Below are 15,197 nucleotides of genomic sequence, written 5' to 3'. Positions count from 1 at the left end.
CAGGAGCTGAAATAGAGTCAGCAGAGCGGAAACCAGAGGCGGATGACGGTTTCCGGTCTGCCCTAAGATGACCGCCATGAAGACCGGGATACGTCGCAGGATGGGTGTCGAGCAGCGCCGTGAGCAGCTGATCTCGGTCGCGCTCGAGCTGTTCGGGCACCGTGCGCCGGACGACGTCTCCATCGACGAGATAGCAGCGGCGGCCGGGATCTCCCGGCCGCTCGTCTATCACTACTTCCCCGGGAAGCAGAGCCTCTACGAGGCGGCGCTCAGCCGCGCCGCGCAGGAGCTGGCGGCCCTCTTCGACGAGCCCCGCGAGGGCCCCCTCGGCGCCCGGCTGCTGCGCGTGATGGGCCGCTTCTTCGACTTCGTGGAGGAGCACGGCACGGGCTTCTCCGCCCTCGTGCGCGGCGGTCCCGTGGCGGGCTCCGGCCGGACGTGCGCCCTGATCAACAAGGTGCGGCGGGCCGCGTACGACGAGATGCTCGGCCACCTGGGCATCCCCTCCCCCGGCCCGCGCCTGGAGCTCGCCCTCCGCTCCTGGATCTCCCTCACGGAGACGACGGCCCTGCTCTGGCTCGACGGCCGCCGCGTCCCCCGCGGCGACCTGGAGGTGCAGCTGGTCCACGCCTTCGCGGCGCTCGCCGCCGTGGGCGCGGCCGGCGACGAGGACATGGCGGCCGTGCTGCACCGCCTCCTGGAGGACGAGCCGGTCCACGGTCCGTTCGCGGACCTCGTGGACCGGCTCGGCGCGGCGGCCCCTCAGCCGGCCTGACGCCCTGGCCTGCGTACGTCCTAGCCCGCCTTGAAGACGGCGACGGTCCGGGCGGGGACGGTGAACGTGCCCGTCGCGGGCGCATAGGCCGCGGCCTTGACCGCGGTGTCCGCGCCGGACGCCTGCACCGGGTGCAGGGCGTAGGACGTGCCGGAGAGGGCCGCGACGCGCTGGTCCTGCGACCGCGGGGTCGCGTTGAAGACGACGACCAGGTCGCCGAGGCGCATGGTGACGACGCCGGGCGTCTCGTCCGGGCCGGACAGCGGGAACGACAGCGCCGCCTGGACGGCCTCGGTGGTCGCGAGGCCGAACGCCTTCTCCGTCGTACGGATGCGCAGCAGGTCGCGGTAGGCGGCGGAGGCCGCCTCGACGGGCCCGCAGCCGGCCTTCAGGGCCGGGTCCGCGAGGAGCGGCCGGGCGTAGGACCACTTGGCCTCGTTGTCGCGGGCCGGGGGCAGGCCGCGGCCGAAGCCGTTGCCGGCGGCGCAGTCCCAGTGGATCGCGTTGAACCAGTCGCCGCTGTCGTACGAGTTGCGGTCCAGCGACTTCGAGCGCAGCCGGTCCGTGCCGGCCTGGGAGAGCGCCGGGCCCTGGGACAGAGTGGCCGTGGCCATGGCGAGGACCTGCGTACGGGCCCGGTCGGCGGGCGACGTGGACTGCGGGAGCTTGAAGGCGAGCGCGTCGTAGAGGGTCTCGTTGTCGTGCGCGTCGGCGTAGGCGAGGGCGTCGCCGGGGGCGGCGGCGTAGCCGGCGGGCCGGCCGTTGTAGTCGACGTCGGCGCCGCGCACGCTCCGGCCCGCGGAGTCGGTGAAGCGGTAGCCGGCGAGGTTGCCCGTCAGGCCGACCTTGAGGAGGTCCTGGTCGTGCAGGAGCCGGGCGCGCTGCTCGGCCGGGGTGCCCTGCGGGGCGGCGTTGGGGTCGGTGAGGAGCCCGGAGGCGAAGCCCTGCATGCGGGGGTCGGCGTCGAAGGGGCCGCCGCCGCGGACGGCGTCGCGGGCGCGGTCGGAGAAGGTGGCGATGCCGGTGCCCGCCATGTTCTTCTGCGTGGCCTGGACGAAGCGGGAGTCGTTCGCGGCCTCGCCGAAGTCCCAGCCCTCGCCGTAGAGGATCACGGACTTGCCGTCGACGCCGTCCTCGGCCGGGGTGAGGGCGTCGAGGGCCTTGCGCACGGCCAGGATGTTCGCCTTGGGGTGGTGGCCCATCAGGTCGAAGCGGAAGCCGTCGACCTTGTACTCCTTCGCCCACGTGACCACGGAGTCCACGACGAGCTTGCCCATCATGGCGTGCTCGGGCGCGGTGCCCGCGCAGCACGTCGACGTGGCGACGCTGCCGTCGTCCATGAGGCGCTGGTAGTAGCCGGGCACGATCCGGTCGAGGACGGACTTGTCGTCCTGCCCGGCCGCGGCGGTGTGGTTGTAGACGACGTCCATGACCGTGCGCAGGCCGGCGCCGGCCAGGCCCTGCACCATCCGCCGGAACTCGCGGGTGCGGCCGGGACCGTCCGGGTCGGAGGCGTACGAGCCCTCGGGGACGGTGTAGTGGAGCGGGTCGTAGCCCCAGTTGTACGCGTCACGCGCGGCGGTGCCGCGGACGCACTCCTGCTGGCGGTCCGAATCGGCCGGCAGGGCGGCCAGGTCGCACGGCGGCGTGGCCTGGTCCGCGCGCCGCTCGGGGACGGTGGCGAAGTCGAAGGCGGGGAGGAGGTGGACGTAGGAGGTGCCGGCGGCGGCGAGCGACGTCAGGTGGCGCATGCCGGGGGACGTGCGGTCGGCGAAGGCGAGGTAGCCGCCTCCGCCCGGGCCTCCGCCGGAGAAGTCGCGTATGTGCAGCTCCTGGATCTGCGCGTCGCGCAGCGGTACGGCCTTCGGCTTGCGCAGGCCGCGCCAGCCGGGCGGGGCCAGGACCGGGTCGGCGAGGTCCGTGACGAGGCTGCGGGCGGAGTCGGCGGTCAGGGCCGTGGAGTACGGGTCCGTGACGAGGTTGGTGACCACTTTGCCGGCGGCCGGGGCGTGGACGGTGACGGCGTAGCGGTAGGGCTTGCCGGCCCAGTCGCGGGTGCCGTCCGCCCGCCAGACCCCACTGGCGTCGTCGCGGTGCATGGGGACGGTGCGGCCGTCGAGTTCGAGGGCGACGCTGCGGGCCGTGGGGGCCCAGAGGGCGAGGGTGGGGCGGCCGTTGCGGAAGGACGGGCCGAGGGTGGCCTTGGCGGCGGCGGCCGCGTACAGGTCGTCGAGGACGCCGGGGGTCTGGACGCCGGTGGTGACGTCGCCGGCGGCGGCGGTCAGGGCGCCTCGGAGGGCGGTCCGCTCCTGGTCCGGGGTCGCGTTGACGCGGTAGGCGTCGTATCCGGCGAGGTGGGGGTACTTCGCCCGTTGGGCGGGGGTGAGGCCGCCGGGGGTGGCCGTGAGCGTGAAGCTGCCGCGGTCGTGGAGGAGGCGGTGGGGGCGGGCGGGGTCGCCGAGGCCTTTCGGCCAGGCGACGGTGGTGCGGTCGATCCACTGGGCCCTTGCCCCTGTGGGGGGCGGGGTGGTGGCGTGGGCGGTGCCGGTGCCGGTGCCGGCCAGAGGGAGGGCGATCGCGGCCGCCACGAGTGCGGCTAGGCGTTTCACGGAACGGTGCTCCTTTGGTCGAGGTCAGAGACAGAGCTCTCCCCTGACCCGCCCCTTCCCGTAACCGGGGCAAGCCCCCGGACCCCCGTATCGCGCTGGACGCGCTCGTCCTCGAACGCCGGACGGGCTGAGATTCGGCTGGGCCTCGGCCCACGGGGTCCAGGGGCGGAGCCCCGGTTCGGGAAGGGGCGGGTAGGGGAAAATCAACCGCACGTACGCGCGCCGACGTGCACCGCCAGCGCCGTGTTCGGCGCCACAGTGGCCGTGAAGCGGCCGTTCGCGTCCACCGTCACCCGCCGTCCGCTCTGCACGTCGCAGTAGTCACCGCCCGGCAGCCCCGTCTCGAAGGTGCGCGTGAGCGCGAAGCCCTCGTGGTTGACGACGACATAACCCTTGTCTCCGCGCGCGAAGGCGATCGCCTGGTAGCCGTTGTCCCACCAGTGGGTCACCGCCGTTCCCCGCACCGCATTGCGGAACCCCACCATGCTCCGGATCTCCGGCCACTTGTGCTGGCACTTCCACCCTTCCTGCCAGCACGCCGTCACCGCGCCCCCGTTGGGCGGGCCCGCGTCGCGGTCGGTGAACTCGTAGCCGGAGTGGACGTCGGGCGAGCCGTAGGGCCAGGCGAGCATGAAGACGTTGGCGAGGGTGTAGTCGGCGCCGTCCTTGTAGGTGAGGGTGTCGCCGCCGCGCTCGGTGTCGTGGTTGTCGACGAAGACGGACGCCTGGCCGCCGGGCAGGTAGCCCCAGCCCTCGCCGTAGTTCTTCAGGTAGGCGAGCCGCTCGCGCTGGAACACGCGCTTGAGGTCGCGCGCGTAGCGGAACTCCTGGGCGTCGCCGGTGCCGAGGTACTCCTCGGGCCGGACGGCTTCTCCCGCGCCGTAGATGGTCTCCTGCTTCCAGTAGACGCCGCTGCGGCTCAGCCGGGACTTGAGGTCCGCGAGGTCCGCCGCGGGGATGTGCTTGGCCGCGTCGATGCGGAAGCCGTCGGCGCCGAGCGACAGCAGGTCGTTCAGGTACCGGGCCAGCCGGGCCCGGACGTGCTCCTCGCCGGTGTCGAGGTCGGCGAGGCCGACGAGTTCGCAGTCCTGGACGTTCCGGCGGTCGCGGTAGTCGCTGACGACAGCGGTGCAGTCGTCCATGTCCTGGCGCTGGTACGTGCCGGGGTAGTCGTACTTCGTATACGCGGAGCCGCCCGTTCCGGTGCCGGAGCCGGCGGCCATGTGGTTGACGACGGCGTCGACGACGACCTTGACACCCGCGCTATGGCATGAATTGACCATGTTCGCGAAGGCGGCCCGGTCGCCCAGCCGGCCCGCTATCGCGTAACTCACCGGCTGGTAAGAGGTCCACCACTGCGGGCCCTGGACGTGCTCCTGCGGCGGGGAGACCTGGGCGTAGCCGTAACCCGACGGCCCGAGAACGTCCTTGCACTCCTTCGCGACCGCGTCGTACTTCCACTCGAAGAGGACGGCGGTGACGTCCTTGTCGCCGGGCGCGGCCGCCTCCGCCCGGGGGGCGCAGACCGTGACGGCGGCCGCCAGGGCAAAGGCTGCAGAAAGGGTTCTTCGGGCTGTCGCAGGCATGCGGAGCTCCTGGGGTGGGGGATGTGCAGCAATGAAGGTTCTTGCGCAAGCCGTTCGCAAGCCAACCGGAACCTGCCGCGCACGAGACCGTACGAGGCCCGTAAGAGCCGGTCAACCCCCTGGACACGAGACGGTTACCACCGAGAAATCTCGCCGTTTCGTTCTTGCAAACCCTTTCGCAAGAGATTGCAGCCTGTTACCTTCCTCCACAGCTCGGGGCCGCCCGCGACGGTCGGCCTCCTTCACGAGGAGATCCATATGCGAAGAGGCATATCGGTCGCTGCCGTCGTCGGTGTGCTCGCGCTCACCGCGACCGCGTGCGGCGGTGACGGCGGAGGCGGTAACGACGGCGCCAAGGCGGCAAGCGACCCGGGCAGCGTCAGCGGCACCGTCACCTGGTGGGACACCTCGGACGCCACCAACGAGGCGCCCGCGTTCAAGAAGCTGGTCTCGGCCTTCGAGCAGAAGTACCCGAAGATCAAGGTCGAGTACGTCAACGTGCCCTTCGACCAGGCCCAGCAGAAGTTCAAGACCGCCGCCGCCACCGGCAAGGGCGCCCCGGACGTGCTCCGTTCCGACGTCGGCTGGACGCCCGGCTTCGCCCAGCTCGGCTACCTCAAGGACCTCACCGGCACCCCCGCGCTCGAGGCGCCCGAGGACTTCCTGGAAGGCCCGCTGAAGAACGCGGCCTACCAGGGCAAGACGTACGGCGTCCCGCAGGTCACCGACACCCTCGGACTGCTCTACAACAAGGAGCTGTTCGCCAAGGCGGGCATCGAGAAGGCGCCGGCCACCTGGCAGGAGGTCAAGGACGCCGCCGCGAAGATCAAGGACAAGACGGGCGCCGAGGGCATCGGCCTGAGCCCGGACAGCTACTACTCGCTGCCCTTCCTCTACGGCGAGAACAGCGACATGGTCGACGTCGCCAAGAAGAAGATCACCATCTCCTCCGCCGCGTCCCGCAAGGGCATCGAGACGGCCGTCGACCTGGTGAAGTCCGGCGCCGCGCCCAAGCCGGCCGGCACCGACGGCTACAACGCCCTCAAGACGGACTTCAAGAACGGCAAGCTGTCGATGCTGATCGACGGCCCCTGGGCCACCAAGGAGATCTTCGGCGGCGACGCGTACAAGTCCAAGGACAACCTGGGCATCGCGGCCATCCCGGCCGGTTCCACGGGCACCGCGGGCGCGCCGGTCGGCGGCCACAACCTGGTGGTCTACGCGGGCTCGAAGAACTTCGACGCCTCCTACCTCTTCACCCGCTTCATGACCGACGCGGCGCAGCAGGAGCAGGCCTCGACGGGCGTCGGCGTGCTGCCGACGCGCAAGTCCGCCTACACCAAGGAGGTGCTGGCCGACCCGGTGCGCAGCGCGTACTACCAGGCGCTGTCGAAGGCCCACGCGCGGCCCGCGATCCCGCAGGGCGGCGACCTCTTCACCGACTGGCTGAAGCACTACACCCAGATCCTCACGCTCAAGGAGGACCCGAAGGACGGGCTGGACGCCACGGCCAAGGCCTGGCAGTCGGCGCTCCTCAAGGACTACGGCATCGAGGAGTAGGGCCTGATGGCCACAGTCGTCACCACGGTCAGGCGCTCCTTCAGCACCCACTGGTACGCGTGGGCGATGGTGCTGCCCGTCGTCATCGTCCTGGCGGTCCTCGTGGGGTATCCGCTGGGCAAGGGCATCTACCTGTCCTTCACCGACGCCAACGAGGCGAACGTCGCGCGCACGATCGGTGTCAACCACATCGAGGCGACGTACAAGTCCGTCGGCCTGGACAACTACTGGAAGGTGCTGTCCGGGCAGGAGGGGCACTTCTACTCGCGCCTCGGCTGGACGGTCGTGTGGACCGCGTCGTGCGTGTTCCTGCACTACACGATCGGGCTCGGGCTCGCTCTCCTGCTGAACCGGCCGATGCGCTTCCGGGCGCTGTACCGGGTGCTGCTGATCCTGCCGTGGGCGGTGCCGGCCTTCGTCGCCACCTTCTCGTGGCGGCTGATGTTCAACGAGAAGTACGGCGTGCTCAACGCCTTCCTCACGAAGCTCGGCGTGGGCTCCGTGGACTGGCTGGGCGACGCGACGCTGCAGAAGGTGTCGGCGGTCGCGGTCAACGTGTGGCTGGGCGTGCCGTTCATGATGGTGGCGATCCTCGGCGGGCTCCAGTCGATCCCGCGGGAGCTGCACGAGGCCGCCGAGATGGACGGCGCGACGCCCTGGCAGCGCTTCGTGCACGTGACGCTGCCGGGCCTGCGCACGGTGAGCGGGACGGTGATCCTGCTCGGCGTGATCTGGACGTTCAACATGTTCCAGGTGATCTACCTGCTGATCGGGCAGGGCGCGGGCTCCGAGAGCGAGATCCTGGTGACGTACGCCTACCGGCTGGCGTTCCAGGGGATCCGCGACTACGCGGGCTCGGCCACGTACGGCATCCTCATCCTTTCGCTGCTGCTGGTCTTCGCCGTGTTCTACCGCCGGATGCTGTCCCGACAGGAGGCCGTGCGATGAGCGCAGCCCAGACCGTACGGCCGCCCCGCAAGCACCGCCCGCGCGAGCAGCGTTCGCGCACGGCGTCGGCGGCGCTGCACACGGCGCTGGCCGCCGCGAGCGTGGTGGCCGTCTTCCCCGTCCTGTTCATCGTCTACGTGTCGCTGCGCGGCCGGGACGGCTGGCAGGAGCCCACGCGGTGGACCGGCCTCGACGTCTCGAACTACACCCACATCCTGGGCGAGACGAAGTTCCTGACCTGGTTCGGGAACTCGGTGATCGTGGCGCTGGGCGCGACCGTGCTCGGCGTGCTCATCGCGGCGACGGCCGGCTACGCCGTCTCGCGGATGCGCTTCCCCGGCCACCGGCCGCTGATGTGGACCTTCCTCATCGTGCAGATGTTCCCGATGGCGGTGCTCATCGTGCCGCTGTACAACATTCTCGGTGAGCTGGAACTCCTGGACTCCTACGCCGGGCTGATCGTGACGTACTGCTCGGTCTCCGTGCCGTTCTGCGCCTGGATGCTCAAGGGGTACTTCGACACCATCCCCGCCGAGATCGACGAGGCGGGGCGGGTGGACGGGCTGAGCCCCTTCGGCACCTTCTGGCGGCTCGTCGTGCCGCTCGCGCGGCCGGGCCTGGCCGTGACCGGCTTCTACTCGTTCATCACCGCCTGGGGCGAGGTCGCCTTCGCCAGCCAGTTCATGAGCTCCGAGGAGCACTACACCCTCGCGGTCGGCCTGCAGACGTTCGTCGGCCAGCAGAAGGCCGAGTGGGGCCTGATGACGGCCGCCGCCGTGCTGATCACCGTTCCCGCGGCCGTGGTGTTCTTCGTCGCCCAGCGGCACCTGGTGGCCGGCCTGACCGCGGGCGGCACCAAGGGCTGACCTCCGCCGGCATCCGCTGACCTTGTCCGCCCGCCGTCGTTGACCGTGTTGACCGCTGCGCACCACCGCAGCCGGCTCCTTGCTCGTAGTGCCCCGTAGTCCCCGTAGTTCCCCGAATCCGAATAGGACGTACATGACCCAGGACCTCGCGCCCTCCGTCCGCCCGGCCGCCGCTTCCCCGTCCGAGACCGGGGGATGGTGGCGCAGCGCCGTCATCTACCAGGTGTACGTGCGCTCGTTCGCGGACAGCGACGGTGACGGCATCGGCGACCTGCGGGGGATCCGCGACCGCCTGCCGTACCTGGCGGAGCTGGGTGTGGACGCCGTGTGGCTCACGCCGTTCTACGCCTCGCCGCAGGCGGACGGCGGCTACGACGTCGCGGACTACCGGGCCGTGGACCCGCTGTTCGGGGACCTGTCGGACGCGGACGACCTGGTGCGGGAGGCGCACCGGCTGGGTCTGCGGGTGATCGTCGACATCGTGCCGAACCACACCTCGGACCAGCACGCCTGGTTCCGGGCGGCGCTGGCCGACCGGGAGGGCGGGCCGGCGCGGGAGCGCTACCACTTCCGGCCGGGCCGCGGGACGGCCGGGGAACTGCCTCCGAACGACTGGGAGTCGGTCTTCGGCGGCCCGGCGTGGACGCGGACGGCGCGCGCGGACGGCACGCCCGGCGAGTGGTACCTGCACCTGTTCGCGCCGGAGCAGCCGGACCTCAACTGGGAGAACCAGGAGGTCCGCGAGGAGTTCGAGTCGGTGCTGCGGTTCTGGCTGGACCTGGGCGTGGACGGGTTCCGCATCGACGTGGCGCACGGCATGGTGAAGGCGGCGGGCCTGCCCGACATCGGGCTGAGCGAGCAGGCGAAGCTCATCGGGGCCCAGGTGCTGCCGTTCTTCGACCAGGACGGGGTGCACGAGATCCACCGCGCCTGGCGGCGGCTGCTGGACTCGTACCCGGGCGAGCGGGTGGGCGTGGCGGAGGCGTGGGCGCCGACGGCGGAACGGCTCGCGCTGTACGTGCGGCCGGACGAGCTGCACCAGGCGTTCAACTTCCAGTTCCTGACGTGCGACTGGGGCGCCGCCGCGATGCGGACCGTCATCGACGAGTCGCTGGCCGCGACGCTGTCGGTGGGCGCGCCGACGACGTGGGTGCTGTCCAACCACGACGTGGTGCGGCACACCACGCGCTACGGCGGCGGCGAGCGGGGGCTGGCGCGGGCCCGGGCGGCGGCGCTGCTGATGCTGGCCCTGCCGGGTTCGGCGTACATCTACCAGGGCGAGGAGCTGGGCCTGCCGGAGGTCGTGGACCTGCCGGACGAGGTGCGCCAGGACCCGGCGTTCTTCCGCGGCGACGGGCAGGACGGCACGCGCGACGGCTGCCGGGTGCCGATCCCGTGGTCGGGCGAGGCCGCTCCGTACGGCTTCGGGCCGGGCGGCAGCTGGCTGCCGCAGCCGGAGCAGTGGGCGGAGCTGTCGGTGGCGGCGCAGTCGGGGGACCCGCGCTCGACGCTGGAGCTCTACCGCTCGGCGCTGGCGCTGCGGCACGAGCTGCCTGGCCTGGGCGACGGGGAGATGACGTGGCTGGAGGCGCCCGAGGGGGTGCTCGCGTTCTCCCGGCCGGGTCTGGTGTGCACGCTGAACACGCGGGGCGAGGAGGTGGGGATGCCGGTGCCGGGCCGTCCGGTGCTGGCCACGGCCGCCCTGGAATTCACCGGTGGTACGGTCCGTATCCCCGTCGATTCCTGTGTTTGGTGGGCAGTCTGAAATGCGACCGGTAAGGTCCAGTCCTGTGACCGCACGGTTGGCCGATATCGCAGCCCAAGCGGGTGTCAGCGAAGCAACCGTCAGCCGGGTACTCAACGGGAAGCCGGGGGTCGCCGCCTCCACCCGCGAGTCCGTGCTGGCCGCGCTCGACGTCCTGGGCTACGAGCGCCCCGTGCGGCTGCGGCAGCGCAGCGCGGGCCTGGTGGGGCTCATCACGCCCGGGCTGGACAACCCCATATTCCCGGCCTTCGCCCAGGTGATAGGCCAGGCCCTGACGCGCCAGGGCTACACCCCGGTGCTGGCCACGCAGACGCCCGGCGGCTCCACGGAGGACGAGCTGACGGAGATGCTCGTGGACCGCGGGGTCTCCGGCATCATTTTCGTCTCCGGGCTGCACGCCGACACCTCGGCGGACATGGGGCGCTACGAGCGGCTGCGCGCGCAGGGCGTCCCGTTCGTCCTGATCAACGGTTTCTCGCCGAAGGTACGGGCCCCGTTCGTGTCTCCGGACGACCGGGCGGCGGTCGGGCTGGCCGTCACCCATTTGGCCGCACTGGGGCACCGCAGGATCGGGCTCGCGCTGGGGCCGCGCCGGTACGTGCCGGTGCAGCGGAAGATCGAGGGTTTCCTGCGCAGCATGCGCGAGGAGCTGGGCATGGCGGAGGCCGAGGCCGAGCGGCTGGTGCAGCACTCGCTGTTCTCGCTGGAGGGCGGGCAGGCGGCGGCCTCGGCGCTCATCGACCGGGGCTGCACGGCCGTGGTGTGCGCGAGCGACATGATGGCGCTCGGCGTCGTGCGGGCGGCCCGTCAGCGGGGCCTGGAAGTGCCGCGGGACGTCTCGGTCGTCGGCTTCGACGACTCGCCGCTCATCGCCTTCACGGACCCGCCGCTGACCACGATCCGGCAGCCGGTGCAGTCGATGGGGCAGGCGGCGGTGCGGGCGCTGCTGGAGGAGGTCGGCGGTACCCCGGCGCCGCACAGCGAGTTCGTGTTCCTCCCCGAACTGGTGGTTCGGGGTTCAACCGCATCGGTTCCGGAAACCCGGCCGAAAGCGGGCGAAGACCAGACTCGGGGATGATCTGCGGCAGGCCGGTTTCTGGCAGACTGTTTCCCTATGGGTGAAGCGACGGCAAGGACACTGGAGGGCCGGACGGCCGCCCCGCCACCCAGCGAGGAGCGAGCGGACCGGCCGCCGGCCGAGGGTGCCGCAGCCCGGAAGGCGGGCCTGCGCCGGCTCCGCTCTCCGCGCAGGCCCCGGCTGTGGTTCGAGGTGCTGCTGATCGCGGTGAGTTACTGGATCTACTCACTGGTGCGCAATGCCGTTCCCGAGCAGCGCGCGGCCGCGCTCCGCAACGCGGACTGGATATGGCGGGCCGAGCACACGCTCCACATCGCCGTGGAGAGCAGCGTCAACCACGCCGTGAATTCGGTGACGTGGCTGATCGTGGGGATGAACTACTACTACGCCACCCTGCACTTCGTCCTGACGATCGGGGTGCTGGTGTGGCTCTACCGCTGGCATCCCGGCCGCTATGCCGCAGGCCGGCTCGCCCTCTTCGCCACCACCGCCGTGGCCCTGCTCGGCTATTACCTCTTCCCCCTCGCGCCGCCGCGCCTGATGTCCGGCGAGCACTTCATCGACACCGTCGTCGTGCACCACACGTGGGGCTCGATGGCCTCGGGCAACCTCGCCGACATGTCCAACCAGTACGCGGCGATGCCGTCGATGCACATCGGCTGGTCGACCTGGTGCGGCGTCATCATCGCGATGGTGGCGCGGCCCGTGTGGGCGAAGGTGCTGGGCCTGCTGTATCCGCTGGCGACGCTGGTGGTCATCGTCTCCACGGCGAACCACTTCTGGCTGGACGCCGTGGGCGGCCTGCTGTGCCTGTCGTTCGGCTTCGCCGCCTCGTTCCTGTGGTTCGGGGCGACGCCGGGGCGGCTGGAGCGGCACGTGGCGTAGGAGCCGCGGCCGCCACCGGCTCACGCCCCGTAGAACAGCTCCTCCACCACCGCGCGGGCGCGCCGCGTCGTACGGCGGTAGTCGTCCAGCATCTCCCCCACGTGCCCGGGCTCGTAGCCGAGGTAGCGGCCCACCGCCGCGAGCTCCCGCGGCTGCGTGGGGAAGGTGTCCCCGGACCGGCCGCGGACGAGCATGACCGCATTGCGCACGCTCGTCGCGAGAACCCACGCGTCGTCCAGTATGGCCGCGGCCTCCGCGCTCAGCAGCCCGGCCGCGCAGGCGGCCGCGAGGGCCTCGCGGGTGCGGGTCGTGCGCAGCCCGGGCTCCGCCCAGGCGTGCCGCATCTGCAGCAGCTGTACCGTCCACTCCACGTCCGACAGGCCGCCGCGCCCGAGCTTGGTGTGGGTCGTCGGGTCCGCGCCGCGGGGCAGCCGCTCGCTCTCCATGCGGGCCTTGAGCCGCCGGATCTCGCGCACCGCGTCCTCGCCGAGGCCCTCGGCGGGATACCGCAGCGGGTCGATGAGCTCGATGAAGCGCTGCCCGAGCCCCGGGTCGCCGGCGACCGGGCGGGCGCGCAGCAGCGCCTGGCTCTCCCACACCAGCGACCAGCGCCGGTAGTAGGCGGCGTACGAGGCGAGGCTGCGCACGATGGGCCCGGACTTGCCCTCGGGCCGCAGGTCGGCGTCGATGTGCAGGGGCGGGTCGGTCGTGGGAAGTTGGAGGAGGCGGCGCATCTCCCCGGCGACGGCGAAGGCGGCCTTGGCGGCCTCCTCGTCGGGCACTCCCTCGCGCGGCTCGTGCACGAACAGCACGTCGGCGTCGGAGCCGTAGCCCTGCTCGTGGCCGCCGAAGCGGCCCATGCCGATGACGGCGAAGCGCGTGGGCAGGGTGTCGCCCCACTCGGCGCGCACGGCGGCGCGCAGGGCGCCCGCGACGGCGGCGGCGTTGACCTCGGAGACGGCGTCGCCGACGGTGTCGACGCGGACGTGGGGGTCGCGCTCGCCGTTGGGCTCGCCCGTGCCGTGGGAGCCGCCCCGTCCGTACGCCCCGATGATGTCGGCGGCGGAGGTGCGGAACAGCTCGCGGCGGCGGACGCCGCGGACGGCGACGATCGCGGCCTCGGCGTCCTCGGAGCGGTTGACGGCGGCCAGCGTCTCCTGTTCGAGGGCTTCCAGGCCGCGCGGGCGCAGGCCCTCCGGGTCGCCGAGCAGGGCGACGGCCTCGGGGGCGCGCAGCAGCAGGTCGGGGGCGAGGCGGCCGGCGGACAGGACGCGGGCGAGGTTCTCGGCGGCGGCGCCCTCGTCGCGCAGCAGCCGCAGGTACCAGGGGGTGCGGCCGAGGGCGTCGGAGACCTTGTGGAAGTTGAGCAGGCCGGCGTCGGGGTCGGCGGAGTCGGCGAACCAGCCGAGCAGGACGGGCAGCAGGGTGCGCTGGATGGCGGCCTTGCGGGACACGCCCGAGGCGAGCGCCTCCAGGTGGCGCAGGGCGGCGGCGGGGTCGGCGTAGCCGAGGGCCTGCAGGCGATTTCCGGCCTCTTTCGCGCTGAGCCGGATCTCGCCGGGCTCCAGCTGGGCGACGGCGTCCAGCAGGGGCCGGTAGAACAGCTTCTCGTGCAGCCGGCGCACCTCGCGCGCGTGCCGCTTCCACTCGCGGCCCAGGCCCTCGACGGGCTCCGTGCCCGGCGGCCACGAAAGGACCCGGGCGAGGGAGCGGCCGAGGCGGCGCTGGTCGGCCTCGGCCTCCGGCATCAGGTGCGTGCGGCGCAGGCGGTGGAGCTGGATGTGGTGCTCCACGGTGCGCAGGAAGCGGTAGGCGGCGTCGAGGGCGGCGGCGTCGGAGCGGCCCACGTAGCCGCCCGCGGCGAGCGCGGTCAGGGCGTCGAGGGTGCCGGAGGCGCGCAGCGTGGCGTCCCCGCGGCCGTGGACGAGCTGCAGCAGCTGCACGGCGAACTCGACGTCGCGCAGCCCGCCCGGGCCGAGCTTGAGCTCCCGGTCGACCTGGCCGGCGGGGATGGAGGCGATGACGCGGCGGCGCATCTGCTGCACGTCGGGCACGAAGTTCTCGCGCTCGGCGGCCTGCCACACCAGCGGTGCGACGGCATCGGTGTAGGACCGGCCGAGGGTGAGGTCGCCGGCGACCGGGCGGGCCTTGAGGAGGGCCTGGAACTCCCAGGTCTTGGCCCAGCGCTGGTAGTAGGCGAGGTGGCTGGAGAGGGTGCGCACGAGGGGGCCGTTGCGGCCCTCGGGCCGCAGGTTGGCGTCGACGGGCCAGATGGTGCCCTCGGCGGTGACGTCGGAGCAGACGCGCATCATCCGGGAGGCGAGCCGGGTGGCGGCCTGCAGGGCGGGGCCCTCGGCGGTCCCCTCCTTCGCCTCCGCCACGAAGACGACGTCCACGTCGGAGACGTAATTGAGCTCCCGGCCGCCGCACTTGCCCATGCCGATGACGGCGAGCCGGCAGGCCGCGGCGTCCGCGGGCTGCTCCTCGGCGGCGATGGCGAGGGCGGCGCGCAGGGTGGCCGTGGCCAGGTCGGCGAGCTCGGCGGCGGTCTGGTCGACGTCCGTGGTGCCGCACACGTCGCGCGCGGCGATGGTCAGCAGGCAGCGGCGGTAGGCGGCGCGCAGGGCGTCGGCGGCGCCCAGGCCGGCCTCCCGCCGGGCGCGCGCGCCGTCGGCCAGCGCCTTCTCGAACTCCGGGACGCCCGGGTTGAGATCGGCCGCCTCGTACGTGACGAGGGCGTGCCAGTCGCCGGGATGGCGGGCCAGGTGGTCGCCGAGGGCCTCGGAGGCGCCGAGCACCCCGAGCAGCCGGTCGCGCAGCGGCTTGGCCGTCACGAGCGTGTCCAGCAGGGCCTGCCGGTCACCGTCCGGCCGGGCGTCCAGCGCCTCGGCGAGCCGGACCAGGCCGTGCAGGGCCTGGTCCGGGTCGGCGGTGGCGCCGAGGGCGTCGAGCAGGACGGGGTCGCCGCGTCTCGCGGCGAGCGGCGGAGCCTCCAGCCGCCGCTCGGCGGCCGCCGGATCGGTGAAGCCGTACTTCAGCAGCCGGGTGTACGCGCTGCTGCGACGCCCCTCGGGCAGTGTCATCGGCACCCCTCGCTCCGCGCTGCCGCCCATGATACGAACCGG

General features: G+C 72.4%; 9 protein-coding genes and 1 pseudogene. 7 read left to right on the top strand and 3 right to left on the bottom strand.

All coding sequences use genetic code 11. The features are described from left to right. The first annotated feature begins 76 nt into the window (after positions 1–76). Positions 77–775 (top strand): TetR/AcrR family transcriptional regulator, encoded by a 699-nt coding sequence (locus ACOTKD_RS05870; protein WP_424887780.1) that lies wholly within the window; start codon positions 77–79, stop codon positions 773–775. 20 nt (positions 776–795) lie between these two features. On the opposite strand, the gene pulA is transcribed toward ACOTKD_RS05870, so the two are convergent. Beyond that, entirely contained in the window at positions 796–3,384 is a 2,589-nt protein-coding gene (gene pulA, locus ACOTKD_RS05865) for a pullulanase-type alpha-1,6-glucosidase (protein ID WP_424887779.1), read from the bottom strand. A 206-nt stretch (positions 3,385–3,590) separates the two neighbouring features. Beyond that, positions 3,591–4,970, bottom strand: a pseudogene (locus ACOTKD_RS05860) (alpha-amylase); the annotation flags it as partial. A gap of 258 nt (positions 4,971–5,228) precedes the next feature. Between ACOTKD_RS05860 and ACOTKD_RS05855 the strand changes: the two are divergent. The 6 genes from ACOTKD_RS05855 to ACOTKD_RS05830 all read left to right on the top strand — a co-directional run bounded on the left by ACOTKD_RS05855 (position 5,229) and on the right by ACOTKD_RS05830 (position 12,072). Beyond that, complete coding sequence (locus tag ACOTKD_RS05855) at positions 5,229–6,530, top strand: extracellular solute-binding protein (protein WP_424887778.1); 1,302 nt, start codon at positions 5,229–5,231, stop codon at positions 6,528–6,530. Positions 6,531–6,536: 6 nt separating this feature from the next. Next, positions 6,537–7,478 carry a carbohydrate ABC transporter permease gene (locus ACOTKD_RS05850; protein WP_424887777.1) on the top strand — a complete coding sequence of 314 codons (942 nt, stop codon included), beginning with the start codon at positions 6,537–6,539 and terminating at the stop codon, positions 7,476–7,478. Next, complete coding sequence (locus ACOTKD_RS05845; protein ID WP_424887776.1) at positions 7,475–8,344, top strand: sugar ABC transporter permease; 870 nt, start codon at positions 7,475–7,477, stop codon at positions 8,342–8,344. The genes ACOTKD_RS05850 and ACOTKD_RS05845 overlap by 4 nt, the downstream gene beginning before the upstream one ends. A 133-nt stretch (positions 8,345–8,477) precedes the next feature. After that, complete coding sequence (locus ACOTKD_RS05840) at positions 8,478–10,109, top strand: glycoside hydrolase family 13 protein (RefSeq protein WP_424887775.1); 1,632 nt, start codon at positions 8,478–8,480, stop codon at positions 10,107–10,109. A 25-nt stretch (positions 10,110–10,134) separates the two neighbouring features. After that, positions 10,135–11,187 (top strand): LacI family DNA-binding transcriptional regulator, encoded by a 1,053-nt coding sequence (locus ACOTKD_RS05835; protein WP_424887774.1) that lies wholly within the window; start codon positions 10,135–10,137, stop codon positions 11,185–11,187. Between the two features lie 36 nt (positions 11,188–11,223). Further along, positions 11,224–12,072: a phosphatase PAP2 family protein gene (locus ACOTKD_RS05830; RefSeq protein WP_424887773.1), complete on the top strand. Its 849-nt coding sequence runs from the start codon at positions 11,224–11,226 to the stop codon at positions 12,070–12,072. 20 nt (positions 12,073–12,092) lie between these two features. Here ACOTKD_RS05830 and ACOTKD_RS05825 read toward each other — a convergent pair whose 3' ends face one another. Beyond that, positions 12,093–15,155 (bottom strand): bifunctional [glutamine synthetase] adenylyltransferase/[glutamine synthetase]-adenylyl-L-tyrosine phosphorylase, encoded by a 3,063-nt coding sequence (locus ACOTKD_RS05825; protein ID WP_424887772.1) that lies wholly within the window; start codon positions 15,153–15,155, stop codon positions 12,093–12,095. Positions 15,156–15,197: the final 42 nt, after the last annotated feature.

This window comes from Streptomyces sp. XH2, assembly GCF_049725035.1.
Taxonomy (GTDB): Bacteria; Actinomycetota; Actinomycetes; order Streptomycetales; family Streptomycetaceae; genus Streptomyces; species Streptomyces roseoverticillatus.
Note: the sequence above shows the minus strand (reverse complement) of the source record. Positions and strands in the feature narration are given on the sequence as shown.

Bases quoted from the DNA above. Each gene is read 5' to 3' on its own strand.
- ACOTKD_RS05870 (WP_424887780.1), top strand. From the start codon at position 77: ATGAAGACCGGGATACGTCGCAGGATGGGTGTCGAGCAGCGCCGTGAG.
- ACOTKD_RS05855 (WP_424887778.1), top strand. From the start codon at position 5,229: ATGCGAAGAGGCATATCGGTCGCTGCCGTCGTCGGTGTGCTCGCGCTC.
- ACOTKD_RS05850 (WP_424887777.1), top strand. From the start codon at position 6,537: ATGGCCACAGTCGTCACCACGGTCAGGCGCTCCTTCAGCACCCACTGG.
- ACOTKD_RS05845 (WP_424887776.1), top strand. From the start codon at position 7,475: ATGAGCGCAGCCCAGACCGTACGGCCGCCCCGCAAGCACCGCCCGCGC.
- ACOTKD_RS05840 (WP_424887775.1), top strand. From the start codon at position 8,478: ATGACCCAGGACCTCGCGCCCTCCGTCCGCCCGGCCGCCGCTTCCCCG.
- ACOTKD_RS05830 (WP_424887773.1), top strand. From the start codon at position 11,224: ATGGGTGAAGCGACGGCAAGGACACTGGAGGGCCGGACGGCCGCCCCG.
- ACOTKD_RS05825 (WP_424887772.1), bottom strand. From the start codon at position 15,155: ATGACACTGCCCGAGGGGCGTCGCAGCAGCGCGTACACCCGGCTGCTG.